Genomic DNA, 17,616 nt, shown 5'->3' with positions numbered 1-17,616 from the left:
CGAATTGCGAATGATTCGCAATTAAGCGATAATCGCCGATATTCAATTTCAATCCCTGAAACAAGGGCCGAACGAAGCGCACGACGCGCCGTTCGGCCCTTCGCCATGAGTATCGACATTCCGATGAAAGCCGCACCGCTCATCTCCCGCATCGTCGCCGCGATGTTCGGCGGCTACGCGCTCGCCGCGTTGACGAGCGTGGCCACGCTCGCGTTGCCCATCGACAAGACGCAGGCCGTGCTTGCCGGCATGTTGCTGAGCTTCGTCGTGTACGCGTGCGCGGTGATCTGGGTCTTCGCCGTGCGAAGCGCGATGCGCGCGTGGGCCGGTCTCATCGTTGCAGCCGCGCCGCTGCTGCTGGCGGCGGCCAGCGTGTGGTTCGCAGGGCAGGCGTCGTGAAGAAAAGCCCTGAAATAAAGCCTCGCGGCATCCGGCAGACGATGTCCGACCTGCACACGTGGGCGGGTCTGCTCGCGGGCTGGATTCTCTACGCGATGTTCCTGACCGGCACCGTCAGCTACTTCAAGGACGAGACCTCGCAATGGATGCGGCCCGAATCGCCGCATCGGAGCGAGTCGCCCGATGCCGCGCAAACGGCGCAGCGCGTGGCCGGCACGCTCGGCAGCATCGCGGCGGGAAGCGCGCAATGGAGCTTCGATCTGCCTTCGGATCGCACGAACGTCGTGAGCGCGTTCTGGCGCACGCCGCACGCCGCGCCCGGCCAACGCACGTTTCAGGACGGCACGTTCGATCCCTTCACAGGGCAGAAGACCGCATCGCGCGACACGCTCGGCGGCGAGTTCTTCTATCGCTTCCACTTCCAGTTCTATTACATGCCGCCGCTATGGGGACGCTGGATTGCGGGCTTCTGCGCGATGTTCATGCTCGTCGCCATCGTGAGCGGCGTCATCACGCACAAGAAGATCTTCGTCGACTTCTTCACGTTTCGCGGCGGCAAGGGCCAGCGTTCATGGCTCGATGCGCACAACGCGCTATCCGTGTTCGGCCTGCCTTTTCACGCGATGATCACCTACACCGGTCTCGTCACGCTCATGACGATGTACATGCCGTGGGGCGCGCAGACCGCGCTCAGGACGCCCGCGCAACGTCAGGCAATGCAGGCTCAAACGAGCGCCTTCATTCAGCCGGGCAAGCCGAGCGGCAAGCAAGCGCCGCTGAGTCCCGTCGATGCGATGGTCCGCGAAGCGCAGGCGCGTTGGGGCAAGGATCACGTGGGCCGCGTGACGATCACGCTTCCCGGCGATGCCAACGCGCGCGTGGCCGTGTCGCGAGGCGAGGCGTCGCGGGTATCGATGAGCCCGCAATACATGCTGTTCGACGGCGTGTCCGGCAAGCTGATCGACGTGAAGGAACACGTGGGCGGCGCGGCCGAAACGCGCGGCGTGATGTATGCGCTGCACCTCGGACGCTTCAGCGATCTTCAATTGCGCTGGCTCTATTTCATCGTGAGTCTCGGCGGCACCGCGATGGTCGGCACGGGCCTCGTGATGTGGACCGTCAAGCGCCGTCAGAAGCTGCCCGATCCCGCGCGGCCTTACTTCGGCTTCTGGCTCGTCGACCGCCTGAATATCGCGAGCATTGCGGGGCTTTCGGTTGCCATGACGAGTTACTTGTGGGCCAACCGCGTGCTGCCGGTTACGCTCGCGGACCGCGCGAATGCGGAGGTGAACGTGTTCTTCGCGGTGTGGGGCGCGACCTTGCTCTACGCGATGACGCGCGCCGCCAAGCGCGCATGGATCGAATTGTTATGGCTTGCGGCCGCGTTGCTTGCGTTGTTGCCCGTGCTCGATGCGATCACCACGCAACGGCCGTTCTGGCGCAGCATCGCGGAAGGCGACCTTGTTTTCGCGGGCTTCGAAGCGATGATGTGGGCCTTCGCAGCACTGCATGCCGTGCTGGCGATGCGCGTCACGCGTCATCGTCCGCGCGCGAAGACATCGGTGCGTGAGCGGGCGGGTGTCATCGATCATGTGCGCGAGAAGGAGAACGCATGACGCCTATGCTCGCAGTCGTCGTATGCATCGCCTCGTTCTCGTGCCTCGCCATGGCGATGGAGCGCCATCAACTCACATTGTTCAAGCGGCTCATGACGCGCGGACAAACGCATGCCTTTCGCATCGCGGGCTGGTGCGGTCTCGCGTTCGCGCTATGGATGCTCGTCGCGAATGAAGGATGGGCGATGGGCCTCGTTCGCTATAGCGGATGCACGAGCCTTGGCGCGGGCATCGTGTATATCGCGTTGATCGCATGCGAGCGTGTGAGCGCACGCTAGCCACGCGTCCGCGTTTTCCCCTAACGAAACGCCGTTGACGTCGAACGGAACACGTAACAGAATTCACTGAACCGAACTGTGATCACAGGTCACAGCTGACGCAGCGTAACTCGAGTCATACGACGGAGACGCACAGTGGCGACACGCTCCACAACGGATCTTTCCTCGCTGGAACTCGTGGCAAGGGAAACCATGGCGGGCCGCGTCTATGCGCAATTGCGCGAGGCGATCATGACGGGCCGCTTCGCGCCGGGCCAGTTGTTGAGCTTGCGCAGCGTGGCGGAAGCCGTCGGTTCGTCGACCATGCCGGTGCGCGCGGCCCTCACGCGTCTGCAGGCGGAAGGCGCGCTGATCGACGGACCCGGCCGCGCGCTGATGGTCCCGCCGATGACGCTCGAACTGCTCGGCGAACTGCGCGACGTGCGCATCGCGCTCGAAGGCGCGGTTGCGAAGCGCGCGGCGTCGCGCATGACGCATGCGCATCTCACCGCGTTGCAAGCTGTCTATGACGTGATGGACGCGCATGTCGAAGCCGGCGACGGCCCCGCCTATCTGCGCGACAATTTCGAATTCCACATTGCCATCTACACGCACGGCGCAAGCGACATCACGCTCGCGACGATCAAGAACCTGTGGATGCGCATCGGTCCGTTCCTGAATCTCGTCGCACCCGATATCCCGCACATGCGCCGTTCGATGACCGCGCATCGACATATCGTCGAGGCGCTCTGGCGCGGCGACGGCGAAGGCGCGCGTGCAGGCATCGAAGAAGATATCGGCGATGCGGCGGCGGATATCGCGGAGCGTCTGCAAGGCGCGGAACAAGCCAGTGAATTCAGTATCAAGAAGGCAAACGCTTAGGATCGCGAATAAATAGACGGAGACGACGAATGACGGTTATTCAGATGTTGAAACCGCAGGCGGGCTTGCGCGTGCTCATCACGGGCGGCGCATCGGGCATCGGGCTCGTGACCGCGCGCGCTTTCATCGATGCCGGCGCGCGCGTGCATGTCTGCGATGCGAGCCCCGACGCCATCGATGCGCTCGCGCAAGCCGAAGCCTGCGCCGAACTGAATCCGATTACCGCGACGCTCGCGGATGTGTCCGACCGCGATGCGGTGGAACGCGTCTTCAGCGATGTGGAAAGCCAGCTCGGCGGCCTCGATGTGCTCGTGAACAACGCGGGCATCGCGGGACCGACGGGCGGTATCGAAGAGATCGACGTCGAGGCGTGGGAAGACACCGTGGACGTGAATCTCAACGCGCAGTTCTACTTCGCGCGGCGCGCGGTGCCGCTTCTCCGCAACGCACCGCATGGCGGGACGATCATCGCGTTGTCGTCGGTGGCGGGCAGGCTCGGCTATGCGTTCAGAACGCCGTATGCAGCGACGAAGTGGGCCGTGGTCGGCATGGTGAAGAGCCTCGCGATCGAACTCGGTCCCACGAACATTCGCGTCAACGCGATACAGCCGGGCGTCGTGAAAGGGCCGCGCATCGAACGCGTGATCGCCGCGCGCGCGAAGCAGATGAACCTCTCATACGACGAGATGGAGCAGCAGTATCTCGCGAAGATTTCGCTGCGCCGCATGACGACGCCCGAAGAAGTCGCGGCGACCGCGCTCTTTCTGTGCTCGCCCGCGGGCAGCGGCATCTCGGGGCAGGCCATCTCGGTGTGCGGCAACGTCGAAGTGCTTTGAACTGAAGACCCACACGGACAAAAGGACTTAAGAGGACCCCATGGCAAACAAACGCAAGGTCATCATCACATGCGCGCCGACCGGTGCGATCCATACGCCGTCCATGTCGCCGTATCTTCCGCTGACGCCGCAGCAGATCGGCGATGCGGCGCTCGCGGCGGCGAAGGAAGGCGCGGCCATCATTCACCTTCACGCGCGCGATCCGAACGACGGCCATCCCACGCAAGATCCCGCCGTGTTCCAGGAGTTTCTGCCGCGCATCAAGGCGGAAACCGACGCGGTCATCAACATCACGACGGGCGGCAGTCCGCATATGACCGTCGCCGAGCGATTGAAGCCCGCGCATCATTTCAAGCCGGAAGTGGCGTCGCTCAATATGGGCTCGATGAACTTCGGCCTCTATCCGATGCTCGATCGCTTCAAGGAATTCAAATACGAGTGGGAGCGCAAGCATCTGGAGAACAGCCGCGATCTCGTGTTCAAGAATACGTTCGCGGATATCGAATACATCCTCACTTCGTGCAGTGCGAACGGCACGCGCTTCGAGTACGAGTGCTACGACATCTCGCATCTATACAACCTCGCGCATTTCGTGGACCGCGGGCTCGCGAAGCCGCCGTTCTTCGTGCAGAGCGTGTTCGGCTTGCTGGGCGGCATCGGTCCGCATCCCGAAGATCTCGCGCACATGCGCCGCACGGCGGACCGCCTGTTCGGCAAGGACTATGTCTGGTCGATCCTCGGTGCGGGCCGCAATCAGATCACGCTCGGCTCCATGGGCGTCGCGCAGGGATCGAACGTGCGCGTGGGCCTGGAAGATTCGTTGTGGATCGAACCGGGCAAGCTCGCGGAATCCAGCGCCGCGCAAGTGCGCAAGATCAGGCAGGTGATCGAAGGGCTGTCGCTCGATATCGCCACGCCGGACGAAGCGCGCGAAATGCTGCAACTCAAGGGCGCGAGCGACACCAACTTCTGATGCGCGAAGCATCGTGAACGACAGTGCAGGGATCGTCGTGCTGACCGCGGTCAACGCGCGGACTCGTAACTTATAGAGGATCAATCGAATGCAAGGAAGAAACGTCGCGGTCATCGGTTCGGGGCGCATTGGCCGCGCGTGGGCCATCGTGTTCGCGCGCAACGGCTTCACGGTGAAGATTCACGATGCATCCGCCGACATGCTCGCGGGCGCGATACCGGCGATCCGCGAAAGCGTGGAGGACCTCGCATCGTTCGGTCTGATCGACGAAGCCGTCGATACCATCGTCGCGCGCATCGCCGCATGCGAGACGCTGGCGCAAGCCGTCGCGGATGCCGATCTCGTGCAAGAGAACATCGCCGAGGTGGTGGATGCGAAGCGCGCATTGTTCGCCGAACTGGACCGGCTGACGAAGCCCGATGCGCTGCTCGCAAGCTCGACATCGGGACTGCCTGCATCGACCTTCACCGAAGGGCTGCAAGGGCGCGCGCGCTGTCTCGTGGCGCACCCGGTGAATCCGCCCTCGCTCGTGCCGCTCGTCGAACTGTGCGGCGCGCCGTGGACCGCGCCGCAGACGTTGGAACGTGCGCGCGCGCTATACGAAGAAGCGGGGCAAAAGCCGGTCGTCGTGAATCGGGAAATTTCGGGGTTCTTATTAAACCGCTTGCAAGGCGCCGTGCTCGACGAAGCGTTGAGTCTCTACGAACAAGGCTACGCGAGCGCAGCCGACCTCGATACCGTCATGCGCGATGGTCTCGCGATGCGCTGGTCGTTCATGGGTCCGTTCGAGACCATCGACCTGAACGCGCCCGGAGGCGTGGCGGATTATGCGTCGCGCTATGGCGGCACATATCGCAGTATCGCGGCGACGCGCACGCCGTTTCACTGGTCCGACGAAACGCTCACGCGGCTCGACGCGGAACGCCGCGCGGTGCTGGATCGGGACCGCATCGAAGAGCGCAGCCGTTGGCGGGATCGTCGCTTGATGGCGCTGCTCGCGCATCGGCGGTCGCTGGAAGAGAAGGGTTAGTCTACCTTCGCGCGATGATGTAAGCGCGTGAGTAGCAATCCACGCGAGCGGCACGTTCGAACATTCGATGCGCCGCTCCCGATCGTTTCGCAAATCGAGTCATCGCAGTCAATGAATCTGGACTGCGCCCCGTCGAGCGTCTTTAATGTTTGCAGGCAGAACGGCAAGATCGACGGGAGGCAGCATGGATGCAGTCAGGACGTTCCTCGAAAATCAGTCGCTATTCGCGCTGTTTCTGACCATCGCGCTCGGTTATCTGATCGGCGAGATCAACATCAAGGGCGTCGCGCTCGGGTCCGGCGCGGTGCTGTTCGTCGGACTCGCCGTGGGCGCGTTCGCGCCTAAGTCCGCGCCGCCCGCGTTGCTCGGCACGCTGGGGCTGCTGCTGTTTCTATACGGAATCGGCATTCAATACGGCGCGCAGTTCTTCAAGGGCCTCACGAGCCGCGACGGCGCGAAGGCGAACGCGGCCGCATGCGTCGGCGTGATCGTCTCGGGTCTCGTGTCGTGCGCGTTCATTCCGCTCGGCATCAAGCTCGCCGATTCGCTCGGCATGTTCGCCGGCAGCGGCACGAGCACGGCAAGCCTGCAAGTCGCGATTGCATCGATGAAAAGCAACGACGCCGCCGTTGCCTATAGCGTCGCGTATCCGTTCGGCGTGGCCGGGCCCATTCTGTTTCTCTACGCGCTGAAGGTCATGCTGAAGGCGAAGATCGCGAAGCCGCCCGCGAAGGTGCTCGAAACCGCCGAAATCGCGCTGAGAAACGAGAGCTTCTTCGGTCTCACCATTGCGGCGCTCACGGCTCGGTTGCCTGCGGGCGTCGCGATTGCAGCGGTGCGTCGCGAGCATCACAACCAGTTGCCCGCCGATGACTTCGTCTTGCGCTCCGACGATGTCCTGCTTGCCACGGCCACGGATCGCCGGCTGCTCGAACAGGCCACCGCGCTATGCGGCGAGTTGCAGCCGGGCCGCGTGACGAGCCGTCGCGAAGATCTCGACTACATGCGCGTGTTCGCATCGAATCCGGCGGTGGTCGGCATGGCGCTCGGCAACATCCGCTTTCCCGATGGCGTGAAGTGCGCGATCGCGCATGTGCGACGCGGCGACGCCGATCTGCTTTCCACGCCCGATCTCGTGATCGAAGCAGGCGATCGCGTGGGCCTGCTCGTCAATCGCGCGCATCAGGCGACCATTCGCGCGTTCTTCGGCGATTCCATCAAAGGCACCGCGGACTTGAGCTTCATCTGCCTCGGCATCGGCGCGGCGGCGGGGCTTCTGATCGGCGCGTTGCCGCTGCCCGTGCCGGGTCTCGGTTCGTTCAGTCTCGGCCTCGCGGCGCTGCTGCTGCTCGCGCTGTGTCTCGGGAAGTTGCGCCGCAACGGGCCTTTCGTGTGGGTCATGCCGCTCTCCGCGAATCTCGTGCTGCGCAATCTCGGGCTCACCATCTTTCTCGCGCAGGTCGGCATATCGTGCGGGCCGAAGTTCATCGCGACCGTGGGCACGGCCGGCCCGCTGCTGCTGCTATACGGCGCGATCACGCTGGCCGTGCTCGTGAGCGTGACGGCGGCGTGCTGCCTGTGGCTATTCAGGCTGCCGTTCGATACCACCGCCGGCGTGATTTGCGGCGCGACGGGCAACCCGGCCATCCTCGCATTCGCGAATCGCATTGCGCCGACCGAGCAGCCCGACATCATGTACGCGATGATTTTTCCGTCGATGACCATCGTGAAAGTGCTTTTCGTTCAGATCGCCATATCGCTCGCGAGCGGCTAAAGCCGTATCGACATTTTCAGGGAGGCCATCATGGAAGTCGCGATCTTCAGTTCGACGCCTTACGAGCGCAAGTTTCTCGATGAAGCGAACAAGTCGGAGCACCACGCGCTCAGATATCTGGACGTGCTGCTCGATCACGATACGGCCGGTCTCGCCAACGGCTTCGGCGCGGTCTGCATCTTCGTCAACGACAAGGCCGATGCGCGCGCGCTCGAAGCGCTGCATCGCGGCGGCACGCGTCTCGTCGCGTTGCGCTGCACGGGCTTCAACAATGTCGATCTCGAAGCGGCGGCGCGGCTCGGCATGAAGGTCGTGCGCGTGGTCACGTATTCGCCGTATTCCGTGGCGGAGTTCGCCGTCGCGCTGCTGCTCGCGATCAACCGCAAGGTGCATCGCGCGTACAACCGCACGCGCGATTCGAACTTCTCGCTCGATGGACTCATCGGCTTCGATCTGTACGGAAAGACGGTCGCGGTCGTCGGCACGGGAAAGATCGGCTGCGTGTTCGCGCAGATCATGCTCGGCTTCGGATGCGAGGTGATCGGCTACGACCCGTATCCGTCGGCGGAATTCGAATCGCTCGGCTGCCGTTATGCTGAGCCCGGCGAGATCGGCGAGAAGGCGGACATCATCTCCCTGCATTGTCCGTTGACGCCGCAGACGCATCACATCATCAACGCCGGCATGCTCTCACGCGCGAAGCCCGGCGCGCTGCTCATCAACACGAGCCGCGGCGCGCTGATCGATACCGAGGCGGTCATCGGGGCATTGAAGAGCGGACAGTTGGGCGGACTCGCCATCGACGTGTACGAGCAGGAAGGCAGTCTCTTCTTTCGCGACCTGTCGAATGAAATCATTCAGGACGATGTCATGCAGCGTCTCGTTTCATTTCCGAATGTGATCGTGACGGGGCATCAGGCCTATCTGACTCGCGAAGCGCTTACGACCATTTGCGAAACGACGCTGCAAAGCGTGAGTGCGTTCGAGATAAACGAGCCGCTCGTGAATGAAGTAAAGGCAAGCTGACAAGCGCGATGCGCGGCGCACGCGCCGTGGCCTTGAATAAGCCACGGCGTTTGCATATCTTCAAACTGACTCCGCGATCAATGGCGGCGATTCACGCCGTTTTCGGCACGCTGCTGCGAAAAAATCGACGATACCGTTCGCACATCTCATCGAACCGACTCGCATTGTTTCAGGGACCGAAACCGGTCGGCGCGCTATCACGTTTATCGCAAGCGCTTTCTCGTGCAATAGAGAGAGCGGCGGCATGACTGTCATTGTCAACGGCAACGGCGTGGTGTATCAGAAGAGTCGTGGCGCATGCGCGCTGCCGTTGAAGTACGTTCGTCGAATGAGAAGGAAGGCAAGGAGTGGGCATGAACGCAAAGAGAATGCGAGTGAGTTGCGCCATCGTGATCGCGGTGTTGGCGCTCGACGTGATGGCGCAAGGCAAGCCGATCGCTTATCCGTCGAAAGGACAGAGCGCGCAGCAACAGCAGAAGGACGATGGCGCCTGCTATAGCTGGGCGAAGAGCAACACGGGCATCGATCCGGCGACGGCATCGGCAGCGCCGCCACCGCCGAGCGGGCCTGCTGTCGGCGGCGGCGAACGCGTGGGCGGTGCTGCGCGCGGCGCGGCGGGCGGCGCGGTCATCGGCGCGATCGCGGGCGATGCGGGCAAGGGCGCGGCCATCGGCGCCACCGCCGGCACGATGGCGGGCGGCATGCGCGCGCGTCAGAACCGGCGCGAGCAGCAAGCCAACGCACAGGCGCAAAGCCAGGGCGCGATGAGCACGTATTACCGCGCGTGGGCCGCCTGCATGCAGGGTCGCGGCTATTCGATTCAATGACGTTCAAGGTACGCGGCGCTGTTTGAAGCCATGTAGAAGGAGCGAGAAGATGAGGCGCACGAGTCTGCTTCTGCTGTCATGTCTTGCGCTTTGCACGAGCGCGCTGTCCGCCGAGCCCGAAACGGACATGAGCATCGAGCGCGGACAGCACGGCGCCACGGTGCAGGGCGTGGCGAAGGTCACGGCGACGGTCGTCGGCATCGATCCGGCCACGCGCACCGTCACGCTCAAGACGAAAGCGGGAAAGGTGCTGGAACTCGAAGTGACGCCAGAAGCGCGCAACTTCGATCAGCTCGTGGTCGGCGATGTCGTCACGGCGCAGTATCGCGAATCGCTCAGCCTGAGCCTCGTCGATACGAAGACCGACGTGAAGCGTTCCGAGAAAGAAATCGAAGCGCGCGCGCCGCAGGGCGCGAAGCCGGGCGGCGAGATCGGGCGCGAGGTGACGATCATCGCGGATGTCGTCGCCGTCGATCGCCATGCGAACGTCGTGACGCTGCGCGGTCCGCGCGGGCAGACGGTGGATGTCGTCGTGTCCGACCCCGACCGATTGAAGCGCGTGAAGAAGGGCGACCAGGTGAAGGCGGTGTACACCGAAGCGCTGGCCATTTCCGTCGATCCCGCGATGCCCAAATAAAGTGCCATGAAAAAGGGCCTTTTATTGTCGCGCCGGCATGGTGTGAGCCTGAGCACTGCCGCCGTGTTGATGCTTGCCGCTTGCGCGCAGCAGGAAGCGCGCGTGGATGCGGGCATGGATCAGCAGGCGATCATCGCGCGTCTCGGTGCGCCGAAGGAAAGCTATGAGTTGCCCGGCGGCGGCAAGCGGCTGATGTGGCCGACGCAGCCGATGGGTTCCACGACCACAGCCGTCGATATCGATGCATCGGGCAAGGTCGTCAGTGTGCGGCAAGTGCTTCAGGACAACGAGTTCTATCGCGCGGAAGTCGGCAAGTGGACGCGCGACGACGTGCTGACCGCATTCGGCCGGCCGTTCGAAACGTCGTATTTCAAGCGCATGGACCGCGAAGTGTGGTCGTATCGGTATGTGGAGAACAACATCGACCATCTGCTATTCCATTTCTATTTCGACAAGGACGGCGTGCTCAGGCAGACGCAGAAGCAGCCCGATCCTCGCTACGATCCGAGCCAGCGGAACGTGTTGTGATGAGTGGCGGATGCGGTGCAACGGAGTGCGCCACGGAGGCATGGATGAGACGAGACGAGCTTCGAATGGTGATCGCGGCCATTGGCGTGTTCATCTGGCTGGGCGGGCTGTACGGCACCATTCACGGTCTCATCTACGACGTGCGGCCCGAGTTCCGCTATGGAATGGTCGCGCTGGGCGCGGGCATCGTCGTGTTCGTGGCGGCGCTGAATCCGCTCGCGCAGCGCAAGCAGGGGAATGGCGACGAGTCGTCATGAATCGTCGTGATGGCCGCGATTGTGTACTACGCTATAGAAGCTGAATACTGATCAACGCGGCGGCGCACGTCCCGCATGCGATGGAGGGCTTCGTAATGGGCGATCTCTGGCTTGGCAATGTCGAAGAGGAAACGACCGATGACGAGATCCGCGAGTTCCTCTGTAAGTACGGATTCCCTTCTTTCGATTCCATCAGACGCGTGCGCGGCACGGGCGAGCATCCGGCGGCGGTCGTGACGTTCGATTCCGTGGAGTCGTATGTGCTGCGCCGCTTCCAGCCGCGCCTGCACAACATGGTCTGGAAGGAACGCACGCTCGTGGTGCAGGTCATGCCCGAGCGCCACGAGCGTTGAGGGGAACACACATGAACCATCACGATGCGATCGCAGAGCCGGAACGCACGCACGACCGCGAGAGCGGACATGATCGCCTGAGCGCGAAGACCTACGAAAAGGAACTCGCGCGCCTGCATGTCGAACTCGTGAAAGTGCAGCAATGGGTCGTTCATACCGGCGCGAAAATCTGCGTCGTGTTCGAGGGACGCGACGGCGCGGGCAAGGGCGGCACCATCCGCGCGATCACCGAACGCGTGAGTCCGCGCGTGTTTCGTGTGGTCGCGCTGCCCGCGCCGACCGACCGCGAAAAGACGCAGATGTACATGCAGCGCTATCTGCCGCATCTGCCCGCAGCCGGCGAAATCACGCTCTTCGACCGGAGCTGGTACAACCGCGCGGGCGTCGAACGCGTGATGGGCTTCTGCACGCAGGAGCAGGTGGATACCTTTCTGCGCGGCGTGCCGCTCGTCGAGCGCGCGATCATCGATTCAGGCGTGATCCTGCTGAAATACTGGCTCGAAGTAGGTCCGGATGAACAGACGCGCCGTCTCGAAGCGCGCATCCACGACGAACGCAAGATCTGGAAGCTCTCGCCAATGGACCTTCGATCCTACAGCCGCTGGTACGACTACTCGCGCGCACGCGACGACATGTTCGCCGCCACCGATACCGAACACGCGCCCTGGTACGTCGTGCGTTCCGACGACAAGCGGCGCGCGCGTCTCAATGTCATCAGCCACCTGCTGACGAACATTCCTTACAGCGCCGTGCCGCGCGAAAAGGTGAAGCTGCCGAAACGCCAGAAGCCCGACGGCTATCGCGAGAACGGGCGGCCTCTGCGTTACGTGCCGGAGCCGTTTTGAACGCGGCATCGACCAGTCCTTGATGTAGCTCAACGACGATGACATCGTGCCGATGCAACGTTGCGCATGGGTTTTGTCGATGATATCCATGCGTAATCACGCAGGCGCGTCGTTCATCATCCGGCCCTGCATCTGATGTAAGCGCTTCCCTCTCAATCTCCGGCGGAGGTCACGCATGACGTATGCCGTCCAGTTCGCCCGCAGCCAGGAAATCGCGGGCAAGGTCGCACGAGTGTTCCAGAAGCGCGCGCAAACCGCGCAGCAGCACTACAGCGAGCGCGTGAGCGCCGCCGGCAAGACGTGGCTCGACAACGGCGCGGCCCGTGCATCCATGCCGGCGCAGCCGAATGCATACGACTACGCCGTCGATGTCTTTCAGCGCTCCATTCTCTTCTGGGACACGCTGCGCCAGCGCGGCAACCAGTTCGTCGAACGCGCGAAGCGCGGCTCCGAACCGGTGCTGCATTTCGAGTACGAGATGCTTCTCGATGCACGCGGCTTCGCGCGCCCGGTGAACTATGCGCTCTTGCGTATCGTGCCGCCGCAAGGCGTCGTGATCGACGATACGAAGCGCCCGTATCTCATCATCGATCCGCGCGCGGGTCACGGTCCCGGCATCGGCGGCTTCAAGGACGACTCGCAAGTCGGCGTCGCGTTGCGTGCGGGGCATCCGGTCTATTTCGTCACGTTCTTCCGCGATCCGCAGCCGGGCCAGACCCTGCTCGATGTCTGCGCAGCCGAGCAGCGCTTCGTGAAGCACGTGCGCGAGCGGCATCCCGAGAGTCCGAAGCCCGCGATCGTCGGCAACTGCCAGGGCGGCTGGGCCGCGATGATGCTCGCCAGTTCCGATCCGGACGAAACGGGTCCGCTCGTCATCAACGGCGCGCCGATGTCGTACTGGAGCGGCGCATGGAGCGAAGGCGAGGGCGACAACCCCATGCGCTATTCCGGCGGCATGCTGGGCGGCACGTGGCTCGCGTCGTTCACGGCGGACCTCGGCAACGGCCGGTTCGACGGCGCCCATCTCGTGCAGAACTTCGAGTCGCTCAATCCCGCGAACAGCCTGTGGGACAAGTATTACCACCTGTTCGCGAACATCGACACCGAACCGCCGCGCTTTCTCGACTTCGAACGATGGTGGGGCGGCTACTACCTGATGAACCGCGACGAGATCGAATGGATCACGCGCAATCTCTTCGTCGGCAACCAGCTATGGTCGGGCGAAGTGCGCGGCGTGGAAGGCGCATCGTTCGATCTGCGCGCGATCCGCTCGCCGATCATTCTCTTCGCGTCGCTCGGCGACAACATCACGCCGCCGCAACAAGCGTTCAACTGGGTCACGGACATCTATCGCAGCACCGAGGAAATCAAGTCGCGCGGACAGGTGATCGTCGGGCTGATGCATCAGGATATCGGCCATCTCGGCATCTTCGTGAGCGGCAAGGTTGCGAAGAAGGAGTACACGCAGATCGCATCGGTGCTCGAAGCGATCGAGACGTTTCCGCCGGGGCTGTACGGCATGGAGATCGCCGAACGCAAGACCCCGAACGGCACGACCGAATACGACGTGTCGTTCCGCGAGCATCGGCTGGAAGACGTGGTTGCGCGGTTCAACCGCTTCGAACGCATCGACGAATTGCCGTTTCAGGCCGTGAAACAGGTATCGGATTTCAATCAGCGTGCGTATGAGCTGTTTGCGCAACCGTTCGTGCAGGCCATGTCCAACGACGTGACCGCGACGTTCCTCAGGCAGTTTCATCCGTTGCGTGCGCAGCGCTGGATGATGTCGGACCTCAATCCGTGGCTCGCGTGGCTCGGCCCGACAGCGGACGCGGTGAGAGCCGCGCGCAAGCCGGATACCGCGAAGAACGCGTGGCGCGACGCGGAGCATTGCGGATCGGACATGGTGAGCGCGAGCCTCGATTTCTATCGTGCAATGCGCGACGCCGCCACCGAAAGCCTCTTCTTTTCGGTCTACGGCACGCTGTTCTCGGCGCATCACGATCAGGCCATGGCGAGTGGCGAGCATCCGCATGAACCGGCCAATCCGCGCGATCTGCCGTTCGTGCAGGAAGCGCTGGCGGGCATCGCGAAGGGCGGTTATGCGGAAGCGCTCGCACGCGTCGCGTGTCTCCTGATGCAGCACGACGAGCCGGTGCCTTTCGCCCGCATGCTGCTGCGCCAGGAACTGACGCACGACTACGCGCAATACATGCCGCAGATGCAGCCCGATGCGTGGCGCCGGCTGCGCGGCGAGCAGGAGATCGTCGTGCGTCTCGAACCGCAGCAGGCGCTCGCGACGTTGCCCGATCTCCTCGCCGATGCCGACGAGCGCAAGAAGCTCCTCACGCTCATGGATACGCTGCTCGCCGATAGCCGCATGCAGAGCACGGAGCCGAGCGCCGCGCAGCGCGAGATGCTTGCGCGCATTCGCGCCGCGCTGCCGATGCCGCCCGCGCGCGCGACGAAGCCAGCGAAACGATCGGCGCAGACGCATTGACGGGAGTGAACATGGAGCATACGCACGAGAAGTATCAGAAGCTCATCGCGATCTGCCAGACGCTGCCGCCGCTCAAGACGGCGATCGCGCATCCGTGCGACCGCACATCGTTGGAAAGCGCGGTCGAAGCCGCCGCCATGGGGTTGATCGAGCCGCTGCTCGCCGGGCCGCGCGAGCGCATCCGCGAAGTGGCGGAAGAGTTCGGGCTGAACATCGCCGGCTTTCCGATTGTCGATGCCCCGCACAGTCATGCCGCCGCGCAACGGGCGGTGGAACTGGTGCGCGAAGCGAAGGCGGAAGCGCTGATGAAAGGCAGCCTGCACACCGACGAACTGATGGCCGCGGTCGTCGCGCGCGAAGGCGGGCTGCGCACCGCGCGGCGCGTGAGCCACTGTTTCATCATGGACGTGCCGGGTCACGAGAACGTGCTCATCATCACCGATGCCGCGATCAACATTGCGCCGACGCTCGCGGACAAGGTCGATATCCTGCAGAACGCGATCGATCTCGGTCACGCCGTGCGCATGGCCGAAGTGCGCGTGGCGATTCTCTCCGCGATGGAGACGGTGAACCCGAAAGTGCCGTCGACACTGGAAGCCGCCGCGCTCTGCAAGATGGTGGACCGGCATCAGATCACGGGCGCGCTCGTCGACGGTCCGCTCGCGCTCGACAACGCGATCGATCCCGAAGCCGCGCGGACCAAGAAGATCGATTCGCCCGTCGCGGGCCGCGCGAACGTGCTGCTCGTGCCGGATCTCGAAGCGGGCAACATGCTCGCGAAAAGCCTGTCGTTTCTCGCGGGCGCGGATGCGGCGGGCATCGTGCTCGGCGCGCGCGTGCCGATCATCCTCACGAGCCGCGCCGATACGCTGCAATCGCGGCTCGCGTCGTGCGCGGTGGCGTCGCTCGTCGCGGCCAAGCGCCGGGAAGAAGCGCAATTGCTGGGGTGAAACATGGCCGACGTCATTCTGGTTCTCAACGCCGGTTCGTCGAGCATCAAGTTCTGCGCGTTCGACGTGAACGGTCCCGATGGTCTCGCGCTCGTCACGCACGGGCAGGCGGAAGGGCTCTTCAGTTCGCCGCGCTTCACCGCATTCGACGCCCACGGTCAAAAGACCGGCGAGCACGCATGGGGCGATGGCGAGAAGCTGCGGCACGCGCAAGCCATCGCGCATATCGCGGACTTTCTGCGCTCGCATGGCGAAGGGCATCGGCTGATCGCGGTGGGGCATCGCGTGGTGCATGGCGGCGCGCGTTTCACGCAGCCCGTGCTCGCCACCGCCGATGTCGTCGACGAACTCGACACGCTCACGCCGCTTGCGCCGCTGCATCAGCCGCACAATTTGAAGCCCATTCGCATCATTGCCGAGCGCAATCCGTCGATGCCGGAAGTCGCGTGTTTCGACACCGCGTTCCACGCAAGCCAGGCGCCGCTCGCGCAGGCGTTCGCGCTGCCGGAATCGGTGACGAAGATGGGCGTGCGGCGCTACGGCTTTCATGGCCTCTCGTACGAATACATCGCGAGCGTGCTGCCGCAGATCGCGCCCGATGCAGCGGCGGGGCGCACGGTCGTCGCGCATCTGGGCAACGGCGCGAGCCTCTGCGCGATGCTGAATGGCAAGAGCGTCGCGAGCACGATGGGCTTCACCGCCGTCGACGGCCTCATGATGGGCACGCGCACCGGCAGTCTCGATCCCGGCGTCGTGCTTTATCTCTTCGACGAACTCGGCATGAACGCGCGCGAGATCGAAGACCTGCTGTATCGGCGCTCGGGATTGCTCGGCGTATCGGGCATATCGGGCGACATGCGCGCGCTGCTCGCCACCGACGATCCCCGCGCGCGCTTCGCCATCGATCTTTATGTGTATCGCATTTGCCGCGAACTCGGATCGATGGCCGCCGCGCTGCATGGCCTCGATGCGCTCGTGTTCACGGCAGGCATCGGCGAGCATTCGGCGGAAATACGGCGGCGCGTGTGCGACGAAGCGCGATGGTGGGGCATCGAACTCGACGACGCCGCGAACGAAAGCGGCGGCCCGCGCATCAGCACGGCATCGAGCAAGGTGAGCGCGTGGGTCGTGCCGACCAACGAAGAACGGATGATCGCGCGTCATACGCTCGCGCTGACGCAAGGAGCATCGACATGACACTGCAGGTTCAGACGCCGCCGTTGAAAGGCGCGAAGGCGCTCGTGACGGGCATCGCCAACGAGCATTCCATTGCGTACGGCTGCGCGAAGGCGTTCCGCGATCTGGGCGCGGAGCTTGCCATCACCTATGCCGGCGAGAAGGCGAAGCCTCACGTCGAGCCGCTCGCGCAGGCGCTCGAAGCGCCGATCTTCATGCCGCTCGATGCGTCGCGTCAGGACGAACTCGATGCGGTCTTCGCGCGCATCGAACGCGAATGGGGCGCGCTCGATATCCTCGTGCATTCCATCGCGTGGGCGCCGAAGGAGGATCTTCAAGGCGGTCTTCTGAACTGCTCGGCGCAGGGCTTCGCGGCGGCGATGGACATCTCGTGTCATTCGTTCGTGCGGATGGCGCGGCTCGCGGCGCCGCTCATGAAGAACGGCGGCACGATGTTCACGATGAGCTATCACGGCGCGAACAAGGTCGTCGCGAACTACAACGTCATGGGTCCGGTGAAGGCCGCGCTCGAAGCCTGCGCGCGCTATCTCGCGTTCGAACTCGGACCGCAGGGCGTGCGCGTGCATGCCATATCGCCCGGTCCGCTGAAAACGCGCGCGGCGTCCGGGCTCAAGGACTTCGATCTCCTGCTCACCGAAGCGGGGGGGGGGGGGGGGCCGGGGGCCCGCGGTGGCATCCATGTAGGGCGGGGTTCCATGCGGGTTGTGCGGGCCGCCCTACCGGGGGGGG

The 17,616-nt window shown here is 63.8% G+C and carries 19 protein-coding genes; all 19 read left to right on the top strand.

The window, feature by feature from the left end; genetic code table 11:
• The first annotated feature begins 105 nt into the window (after positions 1-105).
• Positions 106-399, top strand: coding sequence for a DUF3649 domain-containing protein (locus NCR39_RS23590; protein ID WP_250454511.1), 294 nt, complete (start codon positions 106-108; stop codon positions 397-399).
• A gap of 41 nt (positions 400-440) precedes the next feature.
• Positions 441-2,015, top strand: a complete 1,575-nt coding sequence (locus NCR39_RS23585) for a PepSY-associated TM helix domain-containing protein (RefSeq protein ID WP_350029693.1) — start codon at positions 441-443, stop codon at positions 2,013-2,015.
• Complete coding sequence (locus tag NCR39_RS23580; protein WP_250454509.1) at positions 2,012-2,293, top strand: DUF3325 domain-containing protein; 282 nt, start codon at positions 2,012-2,014, stop codon at positions 2,291-2,293. The genes NCR39_RS23585 and NCR39_RS23580 overlap by 4 nt, the downstream gene beginning before the upstream one ends.
• Positions 2,294-2,485: 192 nt before the next feature.
• The gene (locus tag NCR39_RS23575) at positions 2,486-3,154 is read left to right on the top strand and encodes a GntR family transcriptional regulator (protein ID WP_250454534.1); all 669 of its coding nucleotides are present in this window, start codon (positions 2,486-2,488) and stop codon (positions 3,152-3,154) included.
• A gap of 29 nt (positions 3,155-3,183) precedes the next feature.
• Positions 3,184-3,990 (top strand): SDR family oxidoreductase, encoded by an 807-nt coding sequence (locus tag NCR39_RS23570; protein ID WP_250454508.1) that lies wholly within the window; start codon positions 3,184-3,186, stop codon positions 3,988-3,990.
• A gap of 40 nt (positions 3,991-4,030) precedes the next feature.
• Positions 4,031-4,963: a 3,5-dioxohexanoate:acetyl-CoA acetone transferase gene (gene kce, locus NCR39_RS23565; protein WP_250454507.1), complete on the top strand. Its 933-nt coding sequence runs from the start codon at positions 4,031-4,033 to the stop codon at positions 4,961-4,963.
• Positions 4,964-5,051: 88 nt separating this feature from the next.
• Complete coding sequence (locus NCR39_RS23560; protein WP_250454506.1) at positions 5,052-5,993, top strand: 3-hydroxyacyl-CoA dehydrogenase; 942 nt, start codon at positions 5,052-5,054, stop codon at positions 5,991-5,993.
• 184 nt (positions 5,994-6,177) lie between these two features.
• Positions 6,178-7,767, top strand: coding sequence for an aspartate:alanine exchanger family transporter (locus NCR39_RS23555; protein WP_250454505.1), 1,590 nt, complete (start codon positions 6,178-6,180; stop codon positions 7,765-7,767).
• A 30-nt stretch (positions 7,768-7,797) separates the two neighbouring features.
• Positions 7,798-8,793, top strand: coding sequence for a 2-hydroxyacid dehydrogenase (locus NCR39_RS23550; protein WP_250454504.1), 996 nt, complete (start codon positions 7,798-7,800; stop codon positions 8,791-8,793).
• Positions 8,794-9,161: 368 nt separating this feature from the next.
• A complete protein-coding gene (locus tag NCR39_RS23545; protein ID WP_502800275.1) occupies positions 9,162-9,620 on the top strand; it encodes a glycine zipper domain-containing protein in 459 nt (152 codons plus the stop codon).
• A 49-nt stretch (positions 9,621-9,669) separates the two neighbouring features.
• Positions 9,670-10,257: a hypothetical protein gene (locus tag NCR39_RS23540; protein WP_250454502.1), complete on the top strand. Its 588-nt coding sequence runs from the start codon at positions 9,670-9,672 to the stop codon at positions 10,255-10,257.
• A 6-nt stretch (positions 10,258-10,263) separates the two neighbouring features.
• Positions 10,264-10,785, top strand: coding sequence for a hypothetical protein (locus NCR39_RS23535; protein ID WP_250454501.1), 522 nt, complete (start codon positions 10,264-10,266; stop codon positions 10,783-10,785).
• A 44-nt stretch (positions 10,786-10,829) separates the two neighbouring features.
• Positions 10,830-11,042 carry a DUF2964 family protein gene (locus NCR39_RS23530; protein ID WP_250454500.1) on the top strand — a complete coding sequence of 71 codons (213 nt, stop codon included), beginning with the start codon at positions 10,830-10,832 and terminating at the stop codon, positions 11,040-11,042.
• Between the two features lie 95 nt (positions 11,043-11,137).
• On the top strand, positions 11,138-11,395 hold the full coding sequence (locus tag NCR39_RS23525; RefSeq protein WP_250454499.1) for an RNA recognition motif domain-containing protein: 258 nt from the start codon (positions 11,138-11,140) through the stop codon (positions 11,393-11,395).
• Positions 11,396-11,406: 11 nt separating this feature from the next.
• Positions 11,407-12,240 (top strand): polyphosphate kinase 2, encoded by an 834-nt coding sequence (ppk2, locus tag NCR39_RS23520; RefSeq protein ID WP_250454498.1) that lies wholly within the window; start codon positions 11,407-11,409, stop codon positions 12,238-12,240.
• Between the two features lie 175 nt (positions 12,241-12,415).
• Entirely contained in the window at positions 12,416-14,740 is a 2,325-nt protein-coding gene (locus NCR39_RS23515; RefSeq protein ID WP_250454497.1) for a DUF3141 domain-containing protein, read from the top strand.
• Between the two features lie 11 nt (positions 14,741-14,751).
• Positions 14,752-15,690: a phosphate acetyltransferase gene (locus NCR39_RS23510; protein WP_250454496.1), complete on the top strand. Its 939-nt coding sequence runs from the start codon at positions 14,752-14,754 to the stop codon at positions 15,688-15,690.
• A 3-nt stretch (positions 15,691-15,693) separates the two neighbouring features.
• Positions 15,694-16,887, top strand: a complete 1,194-nt coding sequence (locus NCR39_RS23505; RefSeq protein WP_250454495.1) for an acetate/propionate family kinase — start codon at positions 15,694-15,696, stop codon at positions 16,885-16,887.
• Positions 16,884-17,616, top strand: a 733-nt coding sequence (gene fabI, locus NCR39_RS23500; protein ID WP_250454494.1) for an enoyl-ACP reductase FabI, incomplete at its 3' end; no start/stop codon positions are given. The genes NCR39_RS23505 and fabI, both read left to right, overlap by 4 nt.

The sequence above is a fragment of the Caballeronia sp. ATUFL_M2_KS44 genome, assembly GCF_023630965.1.
In the GTDB taxonomy this organism is placed as follows: domain Bacteria; phylum Pseudomonadota; class Gammaproteobacteria; order Burkholderiales; family Burkholderiaceae; genus Caballeronia; species Caballeronia concitans.
This window is presented reverse-complemented; position numbering and strand designations above follow the sequence as displayed.

Coding starts and splice junctions, on each gene's coding strand:
- NCR39_RS23590 (WP_250454511.1), top strand. CDS start 106: ATGAGTATCGACATTCCGATGAAAGCCGCACCGCTCATCTCCCGCATC.
- NCR39_RS23585 (WP_350029693.1), top strand. CDS start 441: ATGTCCGACCTGCACACGTGGGCGGGTCTGCTCGCGGGCTGGATTCTC.
- NCR39_RS23580 (WP_250454509.1), top strand. CDS start 2,012: ATGACGCCTATGCTCGCAGTCGTCGTATGCATCGCCTCGTTCTCGTGC.
- NCR39_RS23575 (WP_250454534.1), top strand. CDS start 2,486: ATGGCGGGCCGCGTCTATGCGCAATTGCGCGAGGCGATCATGACGGGC.
- NCR39_RS23570 (WP_250454508.1), top strand. CDS start 3,184: ATGACGGTTATTCAGATGTTGAAACCGCAGGCGGGCTTGCGCGTGCTC.
- kce (WP_250454507.1), top strand. CDS start 4,031: ATGGCAAACAAACGCAAGGTCATCATCACATGCGCGCCGACCGGTGCG.
- NCR39_RS23560 (WP_250454506.1), top strand. CDS start 5,052: ATGCAAGGAAGAAACGTCGCGGTCATCGGTTCGGGGCGCATTGGCCGC.
- NCR39_RS23555 (WP_250454505.1), top strand. CDS start 6,178: ATGGATGCAGTCAGGACGTTCCTCGAAAATCAGTCGCTATTCGCGCTG.
- NCR39_RS23550 (WP_250454504.1), top strand. CDS start 7,798: ATGGAAGTCGCGATCTTCAGTTCGACGCCTTACGAGCGCAAGTTTCTC.
- NCR39_RS23545 (WP_502800275.1), top strand. CDS start 9,162: ATGCGAGTGAGTTGCGCCATCGTGATCGCGGTGTTGGCGCTCGACGTG.
- NCR39_RS23540 (WP_250454502.1), top strand. CDS start 9,670: ATGAGGCGCACGAGTCTGCTTCTGCTGTCATGTCTTGCGCTTTGCACG.
- NCR39_RS23535 (WP_250454501.1), top strand. CDS start 10,264: ATGAAAAAGGGCCTTTTATTGTCGCGCCGGCATGGTGTGAGCCTGAGC.
- NCR39_RS23530 (WP_250454500.1), top strand. CDS start 10,830: ATGAGACGAGACGAGCTTCGAATGGTGATCGCGGCCATTGGCGTGTTC.
- NCR39_RS23525 (WP_250454499.1), top strand. CDS start 11,138: ATGGGCGATCTCTGGCTTGGCAATGTCGAAGAGGAAACGACCGATGAC.
- ppk2 (WP_250454498.1), top strand. CDS start 11,407: ATGAACCATCACGATGCGATCGCAGAGCCGGAACGCACGCACGACCGC.
- NCR39_RS23515 (WP_250454497.1), top strand. CDS start 12,416: ATGACGTATGCCGTCCAGTTCGCCCGCAGCCAGGAAATCGCGGGCAAG.
- NCR39_RS23510 (WP_250454496.1), top strand. CDS start 14,752: ATGGAGCATACGCACGAGAAGTATCAGAAGCTCATCGCGATCTGCCAG.
- NCR39_RS23505 (WP_250454495.1), top strand. CDS start 15,694: ATGGCCGACGTCATTCTGGTTCTCAACGCCGGTTCGTCGAGCATCAAG.